The organism is Paenibacillus mesophilus (assembly GCF_005938385.1).
GTDB lineage: Bacteria > Bacillota > Bacilli > Paenibacillales > NBRC-103111 > Paenibacillus_AB > Paenibacillus_AB mesophilus.
The window spans coordinates 51,424-66,856 of record NZ_VCRA01000036.1 but is presented as its reverse complement, the minus strand read 5'-3'; the positions used below and the strand labels follow the sequence as shown (position 1 = coordinate 66,856).

The following is a 15,433-nucleotide window of genomic DNA, read 5'->3' as shown; positions in this document are numbered from 1 at the left end:
ATTTATATTATACCAAAATACCGAGTAAAATGGAGGAAATGGGAGAAAAATATGTTTTTTAATAGGTAAACCGACCTTTTTGAATCGTTTTCTCCAAAATGGATTCGGCGATTTAATCGACAGTCTCCCTTTTCCAGTAAGAGACAAAGAAAAGGGGGGAACCTGAAAAATAACATCATGTTTTCCATTAACTTCTGTAACAGAATAAACTGCCCGAACGGAGGGCGAGCCAATGAAACGCCTAAACATTGGATCATTTCTGTTGACACTTCTATGCGGCGCGGCCGCTTGCGTAGCTTCTTTTACTCCGCCTGTTTTCCCATTAAACTTCCATTACTTCATTCTAGGAGCATCAGCCATCGTATTCGTATTGAGCGTAATGGGACTTGGCGGTGTATCCGGCTGGAAAGCGGCCGCCCGGTCCGTATTCTCGATCGTTGCCTGCGTGTGCCTGATCTTGTTCGAAGCAGTCGTTCTGGTCTTGGGCAACCTAATGACCTAATCGTTGTCAATAAAGAAATCTCCACATATAAAAAGTCGCATACGATTCCCAATCCGTCCATCCTGCCGACAGTTTTAAAATCTCATCTTTCGTCGGCTTCCGATCGGCCCCCGTCACGTACTTGATCGCATTGTGCAGCCCGACATCGTCGATCGGAAAAGCCGAAGGCATCCTCAGGCAGCGCATCAGCACATAATTGGCCGTCCACGGTCCGATGCCGCGGATGCCGACCAGCAGCTTCTCCGCCTTCTTGTAGTCTCCCGCATTCGACAACAGCTCTTTGCTCAATTTGCCTTCGGTGATGAGCCGGGCCACGCCGATCAAGTACTCGCATTTCTTCACCGTCATGCGCAGCACGTCCATATTTTCGACCGTAAGCGCCGCGATTTCATGAGGGTTCGGGAATATCCAATATGTCTCTCCCTCACACACCACTTGCCGTCCGAACGTTTCCACGAGGCGTCTTTTCAGCGTATAAGCGAAGGCTAGGTTGATTTGCTGGCCGATAATGCCCCAGCTGATCGCCTCGAACAGATCCGGAATGCCCATATTGCGCAGTCCGTGGAACTGACGGACCGCCCTTTGCAGCAGCGGATCGGTTTCGGCCATTTCGTAGAACGGGGCCAAATCGGTATCCAGATCGAACCAATCCCGCACATAACGCGCCACTGCAGCGCGTACCCATTTCCGGGCGGGCGCGGTATCCCCAAGGAATCGAACCTTGATCGCTGGGTGACCGTCCACGCTAATTTCAACGACCGGCGTTTCCTGTTCGAGCGGGATCGCTTTGTAAACCCGGCCATCTCTGGTATGAAACAAGCATTCGTTCGAAGCTCTGGACAAATAGCTCATATTTTCAGAGAAGCTGAACGGTTCCCGCACGACCAAAGTGAGCTCCCTCTTGCGATCCTCCCAGGAGCCGTGCGGAAGTGCGGAGCAGCAGTTTTTGCATGGCCGGAAGCCCGCCCGCTCGGCCTCGGCCCGCGTCGGGAACCGGATCGTGTTGTCCGGCTTCGGTTGTCCGCCGCACCAGGGGAAGCAGTAGATGTTCATCGTTGTCACTCCGATAAAAAACGGAGCGTCCCATTCCGGGTAAGACTCGCTGTTTTTCATATACATCCTCCTCTTCTCGGAGTATCTTGTTTTGGGGTGTGGGGGTTTACTTTGGGGGACTGTTATAGTTGTAACATAAAAAAGGCTGCTCGAATTTCGATATCTTGCTATTCTATTCCCAAATGCGTACACGGAGCAATCATAGAGGGTATACTGAGGGTGGAGGTGATCCGGATGAACGGGAGCATCGATTTGACGGACACGGGCAAGGAACGGCTGACGGAAGAAAAGTGGCAGGCGATTATAGGTAACGACGCTTCGTACGATGACCGATTTTTTTACGCGGTGAAGAGCACCGGCATTTTTTGCAGGCCATCCTGCAAATCCAAAGCGCCCAACAAAGAAAATGTCCGCATATTTGCAAATGCGGAGCAAGCGCTGGCGGAGCATTTCCGGCCGTGCAAGCGGTGCAAGCCGAACGGGCTGCGTTTGCCGGACGACGACTGGGTGACCCAGATCACAAGCTATATCGATTCGAATTATAGCGAAACGCTGACGCTGGAAACGTTGGCCGATATGTGCCACGGCAGTCCTTATCATCTGCATCGTACGTTCAAGCGGGTCAAAGGAATAACGCCGGTCGAATATATCCAGCGGACGAGAATGGCCAAGGCGAAGGAACTGTTGAGTCGATCCGATCAAGCGGTCGCAGATATCGGCCTAAACGTCGGGATGCCGAATACGTCCTATTTTATAACGCTGTTCAAAAAAATGACGGGGCATACGCCCGCCGAATTCCGTCGCATGAACCAAAATAAAACCGCCACGGAGGTGCTTCAGCATGGAAGCAAAAACAAACGCTAATTCGACGATTTACTGGACGCTGCTCGTTCATAGCGGCTGGAACCTTTATATGGCTGCAACGGAGAAGGGACTTTGCTATGTGGGTTCTCCGAATAAGCCTTTCGAGCAATTGGCCGAATGGGTAAGAGGCCGTTATCCGGGCAGTAGGCTCGTACAAGACGATGAGAAAGTAAAGCCGTACGCGGAACAAATAGTCGAGTATTTGCAGGGAGTCCGTACCGGCTTCACGATACCGTTCGATTTCCGCGGCACTTCGTTTCAGCTTGCCGTATGGGAGGCGCTCTGCGAAATCCCGTATGGACAAACCCGATCGTACTCCGACATTGCCTATCTTATCCAAAAACCGGCTTCGGTACGCGCGGTCGGTGCCGCCATAGGCGCCAATCCGATTCTGATTACCGTACCGTGCCATCGGGTAATCGGGAAAAACGGCTCCCTGACGGGTTACCGGGGCGGCCTCGAGATGAAAACAGAGCTTCTGCGGCTGGAGCGGGAGAGCGCTGCCGCGCCGGCCGAAGCCGGAAGGAGTCCGCTGCATGTCTGAACGCCTGACGGAACGCATCGCGGCGCTCGACTGGAACTCGCTGCAGCAAAGGCTGGACGAGCAAGGTTACGCTGCGCTTCCCGCTCTATTGGACCAAGCCCAGTGCGAGGAAATCATCGGTACTTATGGGGAGGAGGCCCGTTTCCGGAGCACGATCGACATGGCCCGGTACCGGTTCGGGGTAGGGGAGTATAAGTATTATAAGGCGCCTTTGCCGGATATGCTGCAAACTTTGCGGGAACGTCTATATCCCGAGCTTGCCGAAATGGCCAACCTCTGGCTCGAACGGCTCGGCGGCGAAGCGGCTTATCCGGCGACGCTGGCGGAATTTCTGAACTTGTGCCACGGGCAAGGGCAGCTGCGCTCGACGCCGCTCATTCTGAAGTACGATGCCGGAGGCTACAATTGTCTGCATCAGGATTTGTACGGGGAAGTGTTTTTCCCGTTTCAGGTCGTATTCGTCTTGAACCGGCACGGTCACGATTATACGGGCGGGGAATTTCTGCTGACGGAGCAGCGGCCGAGAGCGCAGAGCAGAGGCCATGCGATAACGCTGAAGCAAGGCGAGGGGCTGATCTTTCCGACGAGTCATCGGCCCGTCCAAGGCTCGCGAGGGTACTACAGAACAACATTGCGGCACGGCGTAAGTACAGTTGCATCCGGGACCCGGTACAGCCTCGGAATCATTTTCCATGATGCGAAATAGATGAGAACGGATAGGAAGGAGGCGGCTTGGACGATGAGCCGGAGTCCGGTATGATAAACGAGCTGGTCCATACATCCCCGAAGTCGATGTTGAATAAAGGAACGGGCTTTCTTTCCGATTACAGCCATTCCTTGAATCCTTATACCGGCTGTTCCTTCGGCTGCTCTTATTGTTACGTGCGCCGAATGCCCGTATCGACGTTCCGCGGCAAGGAATGGGGAACATGGGTCGACGTCAAGCGGGGCGCGGCCGATCTGCTGCGCAAAGAGCTTCATAGAGCGAAAGCGAAAGGGAAAGTGACGATATTCATGTCGTCGAGCACGGACCCGTATCAGCCGATCGAATATAAGGAGCAGGTGACGAGATCGTTGCTGGAAGTGATGGCGGATAACCCGCCCGATTTTTTGCTCGTGCAAACCCGAAGCCCGCTTGTCCGCAGAGATATCGACCTGCTGCTGCGCTTGAAGGACAAAGTCCGGGTGAGCATGACCGTGGAGACGGACCGTGAAGACATACGCAAACGGTTTACGCCGGAGGCTCCGCCGATTGCCGCCAGGCTAAAGACGCTTCAGCTGCTGGCCGAAGCGGGGGTACCGACTCAAGCGACGATCGCTCCGGTGCTGCCGAGCAGCGAATCGTTCCCGGACCGGCTGAAGCCGCTCGTCGACCGTGTCTGCGTGGACGATTATTTCATGGGAGACGGGAGCGGGGGCAAACGGACGCGCAGCTTGGGTCTCCGCTCATTGTACGAGGAGATCGGCGAGGAGCGGTGGTATGATCCGTCGGCATACCGGATCGTATACGAGCGGATGCTGAACGTGTTTCCCGCCGACCGGGTGCTGGTTAGCCAACAAGGCTTCGCTCCGTGAAGTGTGTAAGTCGTATGAAGTCGAGGGCTCGCTCTCGGCTTTTTCGTGCTTGTTTCTCGCCCCCGAAAATAGCGGACGTTTCCATCTCTTATTTGTCACTTGGTAGGGGATGCGTTATGACTCACCTTTTTGAAAAATAAATAATTGTATGTAACTTGTATCAGAAAATCATTGCAAATTTCATCCATCCTATATAATATAGGAACTGCATGGAAGAATTTACCGAATGTATCGATTTTATGCGGAAAGGAGGCGATCCGGAAGCTTAGCAAGGCTATAATCCCAAATGAATGAGGAGGTATACCTTGGACAAGAACAGAATGATGAAGAGGTTGACGAATTCGGTTCTAAGCTTCGCCTTGTTTTTGCTCGTTTTAACCGGCTCGAGTACAGTCGACTCCCAGGAAGCGGGTGCTATCATGAACGATCCTTATGCGCATTTATTCGAAGGAAAGCTGCTGTTCGAAGGTCCCGCCAACGCCCATGACCTGCTGCTGCATCCGCTGAACTGGCAAAGCACGCCGGGCAACATCGTCGCGGAAGCGGACATCCAGCCGGTCTCCAATCCGGGCAGCTCGTGGGCTCCGGCATTGGTCTTGTATTGGGATACGGCGAAATACGTATCGATCGGCATAGCCGGTAACGCCAAGTTCAATTTGATTCCGGGAGGGTATACCGCAACCGCGCCGCTCGGCAAAACGTACCGGGTCCGCATCGTATGGGACAACGGCAACGTGCAATTGTGGGGAGGCGAGAAAGGTACCGATCCGGTGCTGCTGAAGACGGCCCCTGCTCCGGCCTCGGGACCGCCCCCGTATCTGATCGCCGGCAAAGGCTTCGGAAGCACGTCCGTCTACACGAAGCCGTTCCTGGCCAACGATTATACCGATGTCGGAACTGCTGGAAGCGTATACATGGACAACATCGCCTTATATGCGGACGGCGTGCAGCAGCTCGACGAACGGTTTGAGAACGGCATCGATTTCAGCCGCTGGCAAGTGCTGATGTCGCCTTCGGCCCAGCCGTCTCCGCCCGTAACGATCGGAGATTTGTTCCCCAATTGGGTGACTCCGGCGGAGCGGGGAGCCGCTTCGCCTCCTAAAGTGCTCTACAAGCAGGTGGACTGGAACGCGTATTACGATAACGTGCAGACGTCGGCGGAGTTCCGTGCTTTGTCGGAGCAGCGGATCAACTCGATGAAAGCCGAAGTATCGCTCGCGATGAGCTATAGTGACGCCCAAATTGAAAATATGATTCCGGCGACGACGCCGAATGCGGACTTGTTCACCCCTTGCCCGAGCGCTCCGACTGTGGGCTTCCCGCACGGCGATTGGAAGTGGAGCCCGAACGAGCCTGACGTCATCTATTGCGGGAATATGGCATACCCGAACGCCCAATATCCCGAGGAAGGCGTTATGATTGCCAAATGGGGCGGCGTCGAGCAGCGGATCACGTATTACAACAGGCAGTCCTACGATTTCAGCGGCTTCAAGCTGAGTCCGAGCTTCACGTCCTACATACGCGCGAAGAAAGTGTTGTACATGTCCAATATCGCAAGCAAAATCGCGATTCTGTACAAACTGACCGGAGACCCCGCCTACGCCCGGCAAGGGAAAAAAATATTGATGCGCTTCGCCGAGGTGTATCCGCATTGGCTGCTCCATTCCGGTTACGGCGAATATGCGGATATGGACCCGAAGACGGCGGCGTTCTCGATCAACAAGCTGCCTAGGCCGGAGCTGACGGCTCCGCCGAACGTCGCGAACAAGGCGCTTCACGCCGGTTATTGGATGGCGGGACGCGGCAATGCGAACGGCATGGAAGGCTCCTTTATGCTGCCGCTCGTTACCGCATACGATTTGCTGGGCGATGTCCGTATAGACGGACTGGCGCTGCTGACTAGCGATGACCGGCTCGTTATCGAGAGGGACTTGCTGCTGGAGTCGGCTTCACTGTTCTTGGCCGATCCCGCCATGAACAACAAATCGATATCGAACCGTACGGCGGCGGCCGCAATCGGCATAGCGGTGTCGGAACCCAAGCTCGTCCAGTTCGGATTGCAAGGCTTCGACAAGTTTATGTCCGACTGGTACAAGGCTGACGGCTCGCCGGCCGAAACGCCCGCCTACGGGCTGCAAGTGCTCGATTATTTATGGCGTCTCGGCGAAATTCTCGAAGGCTATTCCGATCCGCCCGGCTATACGCCGCCCGGGGGAACGCGTACGGACAATTTCTCCGTCTACAGCCGCTCCGATTACCGGATGGTGTTCAAGACACTGGGCGAAGCTCTGCTGCCTTCGATGAAATATCCGTCCGTGGGCGATTCATATACGACTAGCGCGCCGGCGGGATATTGGCTCGGGATCGGCGCTAAGCGAACGGGACTACCGATCTTGTCGAGCTTGCTCCGTTTCGGCGGGTTTACGATGAGCGGTGTGGAAAGCTTGCTGTATCGTCCCGATAATCTGGATCAGGCCGAGCCGCTGAAGCTGCCGGACGTCGTGTTCCCGCAATGGAAGCTGGCGTATTTGCGAGGAACGCCTAATAACATGAACAGCGCCGCGATTGTGAACGCAAGCGATTGGGGAGGACACCGCCACATGGACAGCCTCGATCTGAGCTATTGGGCTAATGGCGGAGAATCGTTATCCGATCTCGGTTACTTGTGGGACAATCCGCAGCAGGCGATGACCGTCCGCTCGGCCGCCCACAATCTGGTCGTCGTCGACCAGAAGGACCAGAAGAAGCAAGGAAGGGGCGGCAGCATTGGATTTTACGAGACGCCCGGACCGGTACATGCGTCGGAGGCGAGCTCAAGCGCATATGCGGAGACGGACATCTATGCGCGCACGCTGCTGCAGCTTCAGAAGACGGACCGCAAGCCGGAATATCTCGTCGACTTGTTCCGCGTCCGCGGCGGGAATACGCACGATTATATGCTCCACGGTTCGACGGACAGCTTGACTTCAAGCCGTATCCAGCTTGCGCCGGGCGACGATTCCGCGGTCGCGGCTTACGGATTGACGAACGTAAGGACGACCGGAATGGATCAAGTGTGGACGGCCGGATGGCAAAACGCAGGCGGCGCCGGACGAACGCAGTCGTGGCAAGTTCCATTGTCGGTGACGGAGTCCGTCTATATCGGCAGCGGCTGGGGACAGCGGGGCAAGTACGACGCTGGGGCAAAATTGCCTTATTTGGTTAGAAGGCTGAGTAATTCGCCAAGCGGAAGCACGTTTGCCTCCGTATTCGAATCGTACGCGGATGCTCCGGGAATCCAAAATGTCGCGCAGTTGACCGTGTCCGGCAGCGTGTATCGCCCGGATGTCCATGCACCGGTCGGTCTGCAAATCAGCGGCAGCGGATGGCACGATTACGTGCTCGGCTCGCTAGGGGCTTCCAATGTGCCCGTTACTTTTACCGGCGCAGACGACTCAAGTCCGATTGAGTTCAGCGGCCGCCTCGGCGTCTTGTCCTATACGGACGACAACGGAAGAAGCGAACTGCAATATGCATTCCTGGCCGGCGTTGGCAAGATCGAGGCGGACGGCTTGGGCATAAGTATTAAAGCGGGCCAGCAGAAGGAAGGCATTATCGCGCAAGGGCTTCAAGACGGCTTCGTTGCATCGGGTATAGTGGCGGACGCGGAGAAATGGGTAGGCAGCCATGTGCTTGTCAAGAAAGGAACGGACTGGACGGCGTATCCGGTATTGGATGTGAAGACGGAAGCGGGGAACACCCGGTTCGTTACTTATTCGCCCAATGAAGGATTTCCGTTCGACGGCGGGGAGACGTGGAAGCTTGTCCCTTACGCGGTAGCGAAGCGGAACGCGAACGGGGTGTGGGAAATTGCGGAATCCGGCGGCAGGGCGACCGTCATCCACAGCGCTCCGATAAACGTACAATCGATCATCGATCACGTAACCGGGTTCAAAGCTTCCGGCGACATCAACCATACATTCGCGGCGGATCTGTCGTACCGGCTGGGCATTATCAGGATTCTGGAAGAACAAGGGGCCGGGAATACCGCAGTCGCCTACATGCAGGACTTCCTGAACCATATCAACGATCCGGCCGTCCAGGCGAAGCGGCTGGTGTCCGCGCAAGCGACGGCGGTTCTGAACGAGGATGGCGCGGCGTTTATCCGAAGCCGGAGTTAAACATAAGGGGGTTGTCCCGAAACGGCGGATGAGACCAGCCGAGGGGCAGCCCCTCTCTACCGGCTGCCGATAGGCTCGAACACTTTGCCAAGATCGATCGAAAATTCGGATTCCGGCTCCGGGTAAGAGGATGTTTGTTCCTTCACGCGATCGGCATCGTTTTTTCGTTTCACAAGCCGCTATAGATGACGAAGAGGTCATGAAGACATACGATTCGTATGCCTCTATGACCTCTTTGCCATACCCGGCCATCAAGACGCCGGCTGCTGCGTCGCCGGCTCGACACTGTATATCGTAATGACCCGGTTCAAATTGTCCCAATACGTTTTGTAGCCGAACAAGTCGCTGATTTCGCGTAAATTGACGAGCACGCGATTGTTCAGAATATGAATCGGAGCAAGGATCGTACGTACCCGGTCGGGATCGTCGGCGCGCGTATACTGGATTTCACTGCGGTCCAGATCGATGCGAATCCGCTGCGCCCCGAACGCGCTCATCAGCTCCTCCACGGGCGTCCAAGTTTTCCCGTCGACGATGACCGGCTTATGCGCCGTAAATTTGACTTCGGTGTTGTTGTAATAGACGCGGATGAAGGGCAGCGTTCTCGCCTGGTTTTTGTTCCCGAGCAGCGTGATGTGGCCCGCATTCAGCTCCGTTATGTCTTCGGGGGACATCCCCTCGATTTTGTTGTTGCCTTTGCCCGGTTGAAGCTCGACGCCGTACGTTTCCCGCATCTGCTGTTGGAATGCGCTCATGATGTCCGGAGTTACTTGCTTGAGCCCGATCCCCGTATCTTCGAGCCGGGCGAGCAGCACCCCGATGCTTTCCGCCGCGAGCGATCCGTTCGGCTGGATGCGCGCGCTGCCGTAGGCGACAGGCGTCGCTCCGACCAGCTTGCCCGTCAGGATGACGTTGTCCGCCTCCTTGAGCAGGTAGCTGCGCAGCGGCATGCCGTATTTGTCCGGCCGGCCGATGGCGAACCCTTCGCGGTTCGAGCGCGACCCTTGGATGTCGATGAAATAGCCGCCGATGCTGACGTTGTCCCAGAACATTTCGCCGCTAAGCAGGTCGGACGCTTCCAGCGTATATTCCGTCGGATAATGGTCGTATTCGCGAATGTACAAATAATCCGGATCGCCGTTCAGCTCGATATTTTGAAATCCGGTAATATGCTTCTTCAGATGGTCGCGTATCCGCGGCATTTCTTCACGGGCATACGCTATCGCCCGCTGGACCGTCTCGGGATCGCTCGGATCGACATCGTATACTTGAAGCGCGTTAATAATAATTTCCCCATCTTTTTGGTTTAAAATGTTCAGCCCGCGCAAATTGACTTTATCCGGGTTTTTCGGCTCGTACCTGGCGACGATCGGCGGGAAGCCGTAGGCGATATTGGCGTCCACATACGTTTCCGGACCGTACATCGTCATTCGCTCGGCCTTGTTCATTTTCCAGAACTGCCCGTAGAACGTTTGCCAGTCCACGTTTTTGAACTTCATCATGTAGGTGGCGCTCATATACTCTTTTTGCGGATTTTGGTAAAGCGCTTCCAGTCCCGGCTTCCTTTGTACGCCGAGCAGGCTGATCAGCGCCCCGTTATCGGTATTGTCGACGAAATAATCCGCTTCGAGCGTCCGGGTCCGGCCCTTCGCGTTCTTGTACGTAAGCGAGCGGACCGCGCCGTCCACTTGTTCCGCCGCCGTCAGGCTGACCTGCTTGACGATCGGGATGCCGCGAACCAACCCGTTGAAATAGGCTTGGAAATCTTTCAGCTTGCGTATGTTTCCTGCATAGTACTCTTGGAACAGATGCTTGATCGACCCCTGAAGCAGGGAGTTTCCTTTGTCGTCGAACGTTTCGTCCAAATAAATCATTTCGCCCCGAAGAAGCTGTCCTCCGACGTCTGCGTCCGTCTCCAGCACGGCGACGTCCAGTCCGAGATCATGCGCCCGCTTGGCCATATACATGCCTTCCAGCTCCGTGCCGATGATGACCAGATCCGCCTTGCCGTCGGACATATATCGGTAACCCGCGTAGGACAACGCGGCTGCGAGGACGAGCAGCGCTCCAACCCAAACCGTTTTTCTCACTCGATGCAACTCCTTGACGACTTATACGACGAGCGCGTGATTACAGCCTCTATTGTACGGGAAAATGAAGTGCCCGGCAACGGGGGAACGCGCGGGGGAAATCACGAAGCCGGGGGCATTTTACTAATTCGAAACAATGAGCTTATAATATTCCTATGCGAAACCGAAAACGTTCCCGACTATACAACCAAATATTATTGTCGCACGTGCTCATCTTCGCGATCCCTTTCATCGTGCTAAGCGCTGTTGTGTATTACAACGCGGTCGTCCGGTTCAAAAGCGAAATCGAGTCGTCGAACTTGTATAAGCTGAATCAGGTCAAAAATACGTTCGATCTACTCGCGCGCGGACTTGACAATACGGCGTCCAGAATATCGATCGATACGAAGCTGACCCCGTTCATGGTGAAAAGCGGCATATACAAGGAAATCGAGGCGATCGAGGAGCTCGGCAAATACAAGGCGAACAATGCGATCGTGGAGGAGCTTGCCTTGTATTACCACGGCGACGGGCAGCTGTATTCCTCCGCCGGGATGATCTCGCTCGACACGTTTACGAGCCGGATGTACCGTTTTACCGATATGGATGCGGCTTCGTGGTCCAAGCAACTGAACGAGGTCACGATGCCTACGATCCGCCGCGCCGAGACGCAGGTGACGGGAAGCGACAGGAAGCAAAACGTGCTCACCTATATGTTCCCCATTCCGCGCAACAGCCAGTCTCCGTATGCGACGGTTGTCTTCCTCATCAACGAATCGACGATGACCGATTTGGTCGGTCCGATCTTGGGCGATTTTAACGGAAGTGTGTATGTTACCGACGAGAACGGCCGGATGATCGCTTCCCGCAGCCGCGAGAACAAGCTGACGGAGAGCGATGCGGTGGCGCTGCTGTCGCGCGATTATGGGGAAGGCATACACGGTGTCTCTTACGGCAGCGACAACTATTCGCTCATGGCGGCCAAATCGGGCATGACCGGCTGGTCGTATGCCGCGGTAATGCCGACGAGCCAGTTTCTCGGGCGCGTGCTGGAGATGCGGACCTTCATCCTGATCGTCTGTTCGTCCGTCGTCGCCTTCGGCATCGCTACCGCCATCCTGCTCTCGACCAGACAGTACCGTCCGATCCGCCGCATTGCCGATCATGTGCGGCTTATGCAAGGGGGGCTTCCTGCCGACGGAGAGCGCCGGGGGGACGAGCTCGATTTGATCCGGGATACCGTCCATGCGACGAGGGAGTTGATGGAGCAGCTCGATCATCAGCGGCCGATCGTGCGCGAGCAGTTTTTCGTCAAGCTGTTGATGGGGGCGCTCAAGGACCCGGAAGAGATCGGCTCGTTTATGGCCAAAGAAAATTTGTCGTTTCCCGGGGAAGCGTGCTTTGTCGCCGCACTGGCGATAGACGGAAGCGATTATGTGTCCACGCAAAACCGCGAGGAGCTGCTCCGCCTGCTATCCGCCGTTTCGCTGCCCGAGTCGATCGGCTACGGGGTCGAGCTGATTCCGAACAGCGCGATCGTCGTCCTCGTCGGAACTTCCGCGGCACCGGATCGGATCCGTGACGTTCAAGAGCAGTCCGTGCGAGAGATCGTGCAGTTGTTCGAGCGCTGCTGCGGCATCAGTCCGACCGTCGGCGTCGGTAATCCGTCACCGGATTTGGTTCATGCGAGTCGTTCGTATATCGAGGCGTCCGCGGCTATCGAGCACAGCTATCGGGGCCGCAAGGGCGGCATTATTTTCTTCGATGAAATCTCGCAGCAGACGGAAGGCGACGAATGGTATTCCATCGAGGAGCAGATCCGGCTCGTGCAGAGTATGAAGCAGGGCAACAAGGAAGCGGCCGAGGCGGCACTGTCGGCTCTGTTGAACGATATGCGCGGCAAAGAAGTATCGTTGTTTTATTTGAAATGCATGTGCTTCGACTTGATCAATACGTTTTTGCGGACGATGAACGAGCTGCAGCTGAACGTTCAGCCCGAGCATCGGCGAAGCTTGACCGAGTTTACGACGCCGGAGCAGCTGGCCGCCGCCATGCGGGGATTGATCGACGACATTTGCGACCATGTCAATGCGCATAAGGAGAGCCGGAACAGCGCGCTCGGAAGAGACATTTTGCACTATGTCGGCGAGCATTTCAGGCAATACGATTTGAATTTGGAGAAAATAGCCGACCATTTCCAAATGTCGATCTCGTATTTCAGCCGGTTCATGAAGGACCAGACCGGATATACGTTTACCGAATACGTCACTTGGCTCCGGATGGAGGAGGTCAAGCGCCAGCTGACGCAAACCGACCTCCCGATCAAAGATATAGTGGCGAGCGTCGGTTATGCGGACGTGCCGAACTTCATGCGCAAGTTCAAAAACAGCGAAGGCATTACGCTCGGCCAATACCGCAAGCTCCACTCGCAATAAAATCATGAATACGCCAGTCCCGCGAATGATGCGGGGCTGTTTTGTTTGCGCCGGACAAAAAAAGACAATCGGCGGCATAAACTACATGTTTACACCGCAAAGCCTACTGCCGCAAGCGATGTCATGGTTTACAAGTCGGCAGCATAAACAACAAATTTACGAAAGCGCTCCCCCATGGGTAACATAATTGCATAGACCGCGAGATGGAGGGGGAATCAGTTCGATGACAGCGAAGACGGAGCCGCTCGCTCCGAAACGAGCGGAACGAGTCCCGCGGGGAAGCGGGTGGAAGTCGGTCCGCAAAAACTGGGAGCTATACTTGTTCGTGCTCCCGACGGTAGCTTATTTTATCGTATTTCATTACTTCCCGATGTACGGGCTGCAAATCGCTTTTCGAGACTATACGCCGAGCTTGGGCATTTGGAACAGCCCTTGGGTCGGGCTTGAGCATCTGGAGAGGTTTTTCCAATCTTATTATTTCTGGACGCTGATCAAAAATACGATCGGCATCAGCTTGTACGAGCTTGTCGTCGGTTTTCCGGTGCCGATCGTGCTTGCCTTGGCGCTGAATGAGCTGCGCGGCGGGGCGTTCAAAAAATGGGTGCAGACGGTCACGTACGCGCCGCACTTCATATCCGTCGTCGTCATGGCGGGGATGATTATCGCATTCGCCTCCCCGGGAAGCGGATTGATCAATCTCGCGATCAAGGCGATGGGCGGCGAGCCGATCCCGTTCTTGACCGAGCCCGGCTGGTTCAAAACGGTGTTCGTGCTGTCCGGCGTATGGCAGAACATGGGCTGGGGAACGATTATTTATTTGGCGGCGCTCGCGGGAGTCGATCCGCAGCAGCACGAGGCGGCGATGATCGACGGCGCGAGCCGGTTCCAGCGCGTATGGCACATCAATTTGCCGAGCATCGTGCCGACGATGGTCATTTTGCTCATTCTGAACGTCGGCAGCTTCATGTCGGTCGGGTTCGAGAAAGTATTTTTGCTGCAAAATCCGCTCAATCTGGAATCGTCCGACGTCATCTCCACTTATGTGTACCGAAGCGGGCTCGTGCAAGGGCAATTCAGCTTCTCCGCGGCGATCGGCCTATTCAACTCGGTGATCAACTTCGTGCTGCTGCTTGCCGTAAACCGGATCGCCAAACGGCTGAGCGAAACGAGCTTATGGTAAGGGAAGGTGGTCAATTATGAATAGGGAAGCCTGGTCGGACCGCGTGTTCGATACGGTGAACAAATTGTTTCTGCTCGTCGTGCTCATCGCCGTGCTGTATCCGCTCGTATACGTCGTCAGCGCCTCGATAAGCGATCCCGTCTATGTCAACCAAGGGAAAATGTGGCTGTTCCCGAGAGGCATTACGTTCGAAGGCTATACGCGGGTGTTTCAGAACCCGGAAATATGGACAGGTTACCGCAACACGATTCTGTATACGGCGGGGGGAACGCTGATCAACTTGCTGTTTACGATACCGGGCGCTTATGCGCTTTCCCGTAAAGATTTGAAGGGCCGCAGCGTCCTGATGGGCTTGATCGTGTTTACGATGTTTTTCGGAGGCGGGCTGATCCCGACGTTTCTGCTCGTGAGCGGGCTCGGCATGTTGGATACGGTGTGGGCGCTGCTCATCCCGAATGCGGTTGCGGTTTATAACCTGATCATATGCCGGACGTTTTTCCAGAACAATATTCCCCGTGAGCTGCAGGAATCCGCGGAGATTGACGGCTGCTCGAACACGATGCTGTTCTTGAAAATCGTGCTCCCGCTCTCCGCGCCGATCATAGCGGTAATGGGATTGTATTACGGCGTGGCGCATTGGAACAGCTACTTCAGCGCAATCATTTATATCAAGGACCGCAGCCTGTACCCGCTGCAACTGATATTGCGCGAAATCCTCGTCCAGAATCAGATGAGCGACACGATGCTGATGACGGGAGACGATATGGAAGCGATGGCCAAGCAGGCGAGAATCGCCGACATTATCAAATACGCCGTCATGATCGTCTCGAGCTTGCCGATCATTATCGTCTATCCGTTCATGCAGCGGTATTTCATGAAGGGTGTGCTGATCGGTTCCGTCAAAGGCTGACTTTTGCGAATTACGTCTACAGACGTTTTTCTAGAAAGTCCGGTAAATAACTCCGCTGCGGGTCTGAAATAGGCTTCCGCTCAGTTGTTCTCCGGGCTTCTAATGTACCGCAATCCAATAAAGGGAAAGAAGGGGAAACAA

Annotated in this window: 11 protein-coding genes; 9 read left to right on the top strand and 2 right to left on the bottom strand. The window is 55.3% G+C overall.

Features of this window, described 5'->3' with window-relative positions; genetic code table 11:
* The first annotated feature begins 232 nt into the window (after positions 1 to 232).
* Positions 233 to 502: a hypothetical protein gene (locus FE783_RS33215; protein ID WP_138883702.1), complete on the top strand. Its 270-nt coding sequence runs from the start codon at positions 233 to 235 to the stop codon at positions 500 to 502.
* Between the two features lie 6 nt (positions 503 to 508).
* Here FE783_RS33215 and FE783_RS33210 read toward each other — a convergent pair whose 3' ends face one another.
* Positions 509 to 1,615 carry an Ada metal-binding domain-containing protein gene (locus FE783_RS33210; RefSeq protein ID WP_138883701.1) on the bottom strand — a complete coding sequence of 369 codons (1,107 nt, stop codon included), beginning with the start codon at positions 1,613 to 1,615 and terminating at the stop codon, positions 509 to 511.
* Positions 1,616 to 1,789: 174 nt separating this feature from the next.
* Between FE783_RS33210 and FE783_RS33205 the strand changes: the two genes are divergently transcribed.
* The 5 genes from FE783_RS33205 to FE783_RS33185 all read left to right on the top strand — a co-directional run bounded on the left by FE783_RS33205 (position 1,790) and on the right by FE783_RS33185 (position 8,698).
* Positions 1,790 to 2,419, top strand: a complete 630-nt coding sequence (locus FE783_RS33205; RefSeq protein ID WP_138883700.1) for a bifunctional transcriptional activator/DNA repair enzyme AdaA — start codon at positions 1,790 to 1,792, stop codon at positions 2,417 to 2,419.
* Positions 2,397 to 2,963: a methylated-DNA--[protein]-cysteine S-methyltransferase gene (locus tag FE783_RS33200; RefSeq protein WP_138883699.1), complete on the top strand. Its 567-nt coding sequence runs from the start codon at positions 2,397 to 2,399 to the stop codon at positions 2,961 to 2,963. Before FE783_RS33205 ends, FE783_RS33200 begins: the two co-directional genes overlap by 23 nt.
* Positions 2,956 to 3,669 (top strand): 2OG-Fe(II) oxygenase, encoded by a 714-nt coding sequence (locus FE783_RS33195; RefSeq protein ID WP_138883698.1) that lies wholly within the window; start codon positions 2,956 to 2,958, stop codon positions 3,667 to 3,669. Before FE783_RS33200 ends, FE783_RS33195 begins: the two co-directional genes overlap by 8 nt.
* A 50-nt stretch (positions 3,670 to 3,719) precedes the next feature.
* Complete coding sequence (locus FE783_RS33190) at positions 3,720 to 4,538, top strand: SPL family radical SAM protein (protein ID WP_138883705.1); 819 nt, start codon at positions 3,720 to 3,722, stop codon at positions 4,536 to 4,538.
* Between the two features lie 305 nt (positions 4,539 to 4,843).
* Positions 4,844 to 8,698: an FIMAH domain-containing protein gene (locus tag FE783_RS33185; protein ID WP_158302174.1), complete on the top strand. Its 3,855-nt coding sequence runs from the start codon at positions 4,844 to 4,846 to the stop codon at positions 8,696 to 8,698.
* 251 nt (positions 8,699 to 8,949) lie between these two features.
* On the opposite strand, the gene FE783_RS33180 is transcribed toward FE783_RS33185, so the two are convergent.
* Positions 8,950 to 10,788 carry an FAD-dependent oxidoreductase gene (locus FE783_RS33180; RefSeq protein WP_138883696.1) on the bottom strand — a complete coding sequence of 613 codons (1,839 nt, stop codon included), beginning with the start codon at positions 10,786 to 10,788 and terminating at the stop codon, positions 8,950 to 8,952.
* A gap of 155 nt (positions 10,789 to 10,943) precedes the next feature.
* Here FE783_RS33180 and FE783_RS33175 point away from each other — a divergent pair, with 155 nt between their 5' ends.
* The 3 genes from FE783_RS33175 to FE783_RS33165 all read left to right on the top strand — a co-directional run bounded on the left by FE783_RS33175 (position 10,944) and on the right by FE783_RS33165 (position 15,292).
* Positions 10,944 to 13,202 (top strand): helix-turn-helix domain-containing protein, encoded by a 2,259-nt coding sequence (locus tag FE783_RS33175; protein ID WP_138883695.1) that lies wholly within the window; start codon positions 10,944 to 10,946, stop codon positions 13,200 to 13,202.
* A 223-nt stretch (positions 13,203 to 13,425) separates the two neighbouring features.
* A complete protein-coding gene (locus FE783_RS33170; RefSeq protein ID WP_138883694.1) occupies positions 13,426 to 14,382 on the top strand; it encodes an ABC transporter permease in 957 nt (318 codons plus the stop codon).
* A gap of 16 nt (positions 14,383 to 14,398) precedes the next feature.
* On the top strand, positions 14,399 to 15,292 hold the full coding sequence (locus FE783_RS33165; RefSeq protein ID WP_138883693.1) for a carbohydrate ABC transporter permease: 894 nt from the start codon (positions 14,399 to 14,401) through the stop codon (positions 15,290 to 15,292).
* The last annotated feature ends 141 nt before the right edge of the window (positions 15,293 to 15,433 follow it).

Coding starts and splice junctions, on each gene's coding strand:
- FE783_RS33215 (WP_138883702.1), top strand. CDS start 233: ATGAAACGCCTAAACATTGGATCATTTCTGTTGACACTTCTATGCGGC.
- FE783_RS33210 (WP_138883701.1), bottom strand. CDS start 1,615: ATGAAAAACAGCGAGTCTTACCCGGAATGGGACGCTCCGTTTTTTATC.
- FE783_RS33205 (WP_138883700.1), top strand. CDS start 1,790: ATGAACGGGAGCATCGATTTGACGGACACGGGCAAGGAACGGCTGACG.
- FE783_RS33200 (WP_138883699.1), top strand. CDS start 2,397: ATGGAAGCAAAAACAAACGCTAATTCGACGATTTACTGGACGCTGCTC.
- FE783_RS33195 (WP_138883698.1), top strand. CDS start 2,956: ATGTCTGAACGCCTGACGGAACGCATCGCGGCGCTCGACTGGAACTCG.
- FE783_RS33190 (WP_138883705.1), top strand. CDS start 3,720: ATGATAAACGAGCTGGTCCATACATCCCCGAAGTCGATGTTGAATAAA.
- FE783_RS33175 (WP_138883695.1), top strand. CDS start 10,944: ATGCGAAACCGAAAACGTTCCCGACTATACAACCAAATATTATTGTCG.
- FE783_RS33170 (WP_138883694.1), top strand. CDS start 13,426: ATGACAGCGAAGACGGAGCCGCTCGCTCCGAAACGAGCGGAACGAGTC.
- FE783_RS33165 (WP_138883693.1), top strand. CDS start 14,399: ATGAATAGGGAAGCCTGGTCGGACCGCGTGTTCGATACGGTGAACAAA.